The sequence below is a fragment of the Microcoleus sp. BROC3 genome, assembly GCF_036702515.1.
In the GTDB taxonomy this organism is placed as follows: domain Bacteria; phylum Cyanobacteriota; class Cyanobacteriia; order Cyanobacteriales; family Microcoleaceae; genus Microcoleus.
Genome location: NZ_JAUBTQ010000010.1, coordinates 47,917 through 51,470 on the forward strand (window position 1 = coordinate 47,917; position 3,554 = coordinate 51,470).

At 45.5% G+C, this 3,554-nt stretch carries 4 protein-coding genes and 1 tRNA gene; all 5 read right to left on the bottom strand.

The window, feature by feature from the left end; genetic code table 11:
* On the bottom strand, positions 1-553 hold a 553-nt coding region (locus QUB30_RS08650; RefSeq protein ID WP_333331931.1), incomplete at its 3' end, for a hypothetical protein.
* Positions 554-616: 63 nt separating this feature from the next.
* Positions 617-2,056 carry a hypothetical protein gene (locus QUB30_RS08655; RefSeq protein WP_333331933.1) on the bottom strand — a complete coding sequence of 480 codons (1,440 nt, stop codon included), beginning with the start codon at positions 2,054-2,056 and terminating at the stop codon, positions 617-619.
* 209 nt (positions 2,057-2,265) lie between these two features.
* A complete protein-coding gene (locus QUB30_RS08660; RefSeq protein ID WP_333331935.1) occupies positions 2,266-2,727 on the bottom strand; it encodes a hypothetical protein in 462 nt (153 codons plus the stop codon).
* A gap of 314 nt (positions 2,728-3,041) precedes the next feature.
* Positions 3,042-3,114 (bottom strand) — tRNA-Lys (locus QUB30_RS08665).
* Positions 3,115-3,324: 210 nt separating this feature from the next.
* Positions 3,325-3,525: a hypothetical protein gene (locus tag QUB30_RS08670; protein ID WP_333331938.1), complete on the bottom strand. Its 201-nt coding sequence runs from the start codon at positions 3,523-3,525 to the stop codon at positions 3,325-3,327.
* Between the last annotated feature and the right edge of the window lie 29 nt (positions 3,526-3,554).

Consider the following 3,554-nt stretch of genomic DNA (forward strand, 5'->3'; position numbering starts at 1 on the left):
AGATTTCTGGCAACCCAAATACAGGGTAAGAAATTTCATAAATTTGACTTAATAGTTTAAATTGACCTGAATTATGATGATTTTGTACAGCAAATTCCCAAAAACAAAAATCTTCTTCAAATTTTGAAGCTTCTTTGTCTGTGTAATTATCAGCGTGAAAACTCGGTGCGATAGCTATCATTTTAACTGGCAATGAATAGTCAATTTTATCCTCAAAGCATTTATTGGTGATAATAGCTTTACGATACCGAGTTAACTGCGAAACTAATCCTCGATCTTCTTCATTTTTCAACTCAATAATTATCGGCTGCTTTTCGGATTTGGTACAGCACAATAAATCGCATCGCTGCATTTTTACAGTATGCTGCCTTTTGATTTTAATTAGCGAGGGAAATATTTCATCAAATTTCTCATCTACATAATCTTCCAAATCCATCTCGGATTGAAACCTGATTTCACCACCAATATAAATTAACTTGCGATTAGCAGTTTTTACCCTCTCATTCAACCTTTTACCTTGGGTTGATAGATGTTTTGCTTTGAGGTATGGCACAGTAGCTATCCCATAAAGTGAGCATTGCCCGCCAGCTTAACTCACGAGCCATGCCCAATTATATCACTTGTCATCCCTCACAGGCAGCGACGTGTCCAGAATTTCCATCAACAATTCCAGCCGCGAAGGACGGCTCAACATCGGCACTAAATTCGGCAAGGAGTAATAATCACCCGCAAACGTAAAGGTTTCCACCGATACTTGTTTGTCCTTCAATTGCTTCTGGACATATTCGCACCAAGCGCCAACTCGGACGATTACCACATCAGGAATTACCCCCAAACTGCGGCAGTAATTCTGATAAGCATCTGCAAAATAAGGTGCAGCGTTTTCGCCTTCATCTGTCACCATGATGAATTGCTCGACAACCTGCTTTTTAATTCGCATTGCTTCCACCGCGCAACCGCAACTTGTGCCGCCGCCAGCGCGAATGTGCTTGAAAGCGCGTTCCCAGTCTGTCAATTCGCTGCCGTTTGCTTGCACTGGGTACGGCATCGTGTCAAAGGCGTAGACAAACAGTGCAGCGTCGGAAATGCCGGAAATCAAGGCAGCTAGACGCTTACCGATTTCGATCGCACTTTCCATGCTTCCCGACTTGTCAATCAACAAAGCAGTTGCTTTCGCAATCTTGCCGCGCTTCTTCACCTGTTCGTTTGTCACCGCTTCCAGCTTCGTCGCCGTTGCTGCGTCGAAGTTCGCGCCCGCGCCCGCCACACTCGCTTTGTAAGCAGAAACCCGATCGCACTTTGCCGCTTCATCCAGCTTCGAGTCAATCAACTGCTTGACTTCCGGGTGATCCATCGCGCCGCGCGACTGAATCGATTTCAAATTGTTGATGACTTCCTGCGGCGACATCGAGTTAATCAGCGCGGCCAAAACTGTTGGCGTTAGCTGTCTGATCGCACCAACTGCGATCGTATACGGAATCTTGTACTCAACAATCAAATTCGCCTGTTCCGCAGGTGTCGCCGCCTTCGCCAACTGCTTCAAAACGAATGCCAGAGAGTCTTCTGGCGGATTGTCTTTGAAGAGGATAGCATTAGCGCGATCGCTCGGCTTGACGTGCAGCGTTGCGTACAAATGCTTCATCGCCTTGCGGTTGCGGATGGCAGCGCGATCGAAAAACTGCGGATTCTTTTCCCGCGATTTCAGATAGCGAGTGACAGCAGTGCGCGCGCTGCGGGGCACCTTATTCTGGTGCCGCTTCATAAAGTCCACAATCCGCGAAACCTCGTAGGGAGGGAACTCTTGCAGCATCATAAACCCGGCATCTCGGTGTTCCGTCAGCGCCGAAGTCAGCAAATTTCCGGCAAAAACTTCCTTGTGATCGCGCACGTCGCCGTGACGTTGATACCACACTGCTAAATGACCGTAAAAAATGGGGTCTAATTCGATAATTAACTTGTGAATTTCTGCTACTTTTTCTAATACACGGTGAGGAGTGGTGAGCAGACTGTTGAGCATTTCCAAACGCAAATCGCGTTCTGCTGTATTCATATTCATTGTTTTTACCTTCCTATTGATTTTGGATTTTGGACTTGAGAAGTATTCCAAATCGGCGGTTGGCAGTTGTTGCACGCTAGCGAGTAAAATTTAAAAATCACCGCGCAAGTTTGGGGAGCTTTTTTTAGTAAACCTATGGCTAAACCTAATAGGGTCTGTATGTAAGCTCTCGCGATTGGGGCGCGGCAAAAACTGCGATTTTCCATTAACTATTTCAGGGAAACTGTTTCTAATTCGATCGCTCTCAAATCTGGTTCAACCCAGTTATTTCGAGCTTCCCAAGACATCAGCCGATCGCGCGTGTAGTAGCGAAATGGTAAAGTGCGATCGGCATATTTTGCAATCAAACCGTTAGCAAGATTTACCATCGATCGATTCCGGCTTTCATCGGCGAGATACCGGCGAATAGTTCGCACCCAAAACAGCGTTAGGGTTTCGTGATATCCGCTATCTTTTGTAGTCTCAATTCCCTGAACCGAGTTGTAACGTTTAATGCCATTCCGCACCGCATTTATCGCTTCTTTTTCCGAATCATAAAACATATACCAAAGGGCAACGGTTAAATGCGCTTCGTGCGTCCATTGACTTCGCGGCAGGCTGCATTCTTGGAAAGCGTGAATCAGACTGTCTATGTCCTTGGGCGAGCGGTAAATTAGAGTTGTATTTTTCATAATTTAAGTCTCCTCACACACCACTTTTATATCTAACTTTTTATAAAGATGAGATGTTCCGCACAAGTTTGCAAAGCGTTTTGACTGTCCGATGGCTCTACCCCTGAGCTACAGCCCCTTAAACGGGGCTGGCAGGATTTGAACCTGCGACCAATCGATTAGAATGTGTGTATTCGCTTCACTCGTTAGGGTGCGGAACAAAATTTTTCTAATCTCTAAACTAGAAAGTTTTGACTTGTGATTATTCTAAATTGCTCAATTATTTTTGCCTTTTATAGCATTAAAAGTCACTCCACGCAAGTTAAGAAAGCCGTTGGCACATACGCAGGAGTTGAACCCGCGACCTTTTCCTTAAGAGGGAATTGCTCTACCAATGAGCTAGTATGTAAGCTTCCTTTGTTGGGGCGCGAAGTGGAACCTTTAAATGCCCGATAGATATAAAAAATTCCGCTATAATAGGCAGCGCACAAGTCAGAGAAGCTTTAGCCTCGCGGCAAGTAGGGATTGAACCTACAATTCGATTTTAAGTCGAACGTTTCCAGTTTGTAAGCTTCTTTAGTTGGGGTGCGCTGCCTAATACGTGCTTTCAGTGAATTTCTAGCCGTAAACAGCTTCTGGGCGGACAATTAAATCACCGCTGGGACGGCGATCGAGCACGTAAGACTCGAAGCGAGATCCCTTGACATCAAAATGGTTGGCTAGACGTTCCTTAATAGCTTGATCGCTCATTCCTGCCGCGATGCCCAGTTGGTTTTCTGCCACGTCATAGGAACGTCCTTCAAAACGAATGTGAACCATTACCGATACCTCCTAGAGCAATTTTGGAT

What these genes read in the sequence shown, in the direction of transcription:
- QUB30_RS08655 (WP_333331933.1), bottom strand. Translation starts at nt 2,056, where the DNA reads ATGAATATGAATACAGCAGAACGCGATTTGCGTTTGGAAATGCTCAAC.
- QUB30_RS08670 (WP_333331938.1), bottom strand. Translation starts at nt 3,525, where the DNA reads ATGGTTCACATTCGTTTTGAAGGACGTTCCTATGACGTGGCAGAAAAC.
- QUB30_RS08660 (WP_333331935.1), bottom strand. Translation starts at nt 2,727, where the DNA reads ATGAAAAATACAACTCTAATTTACCGCTCGCCCAAGGACATAGACAGT.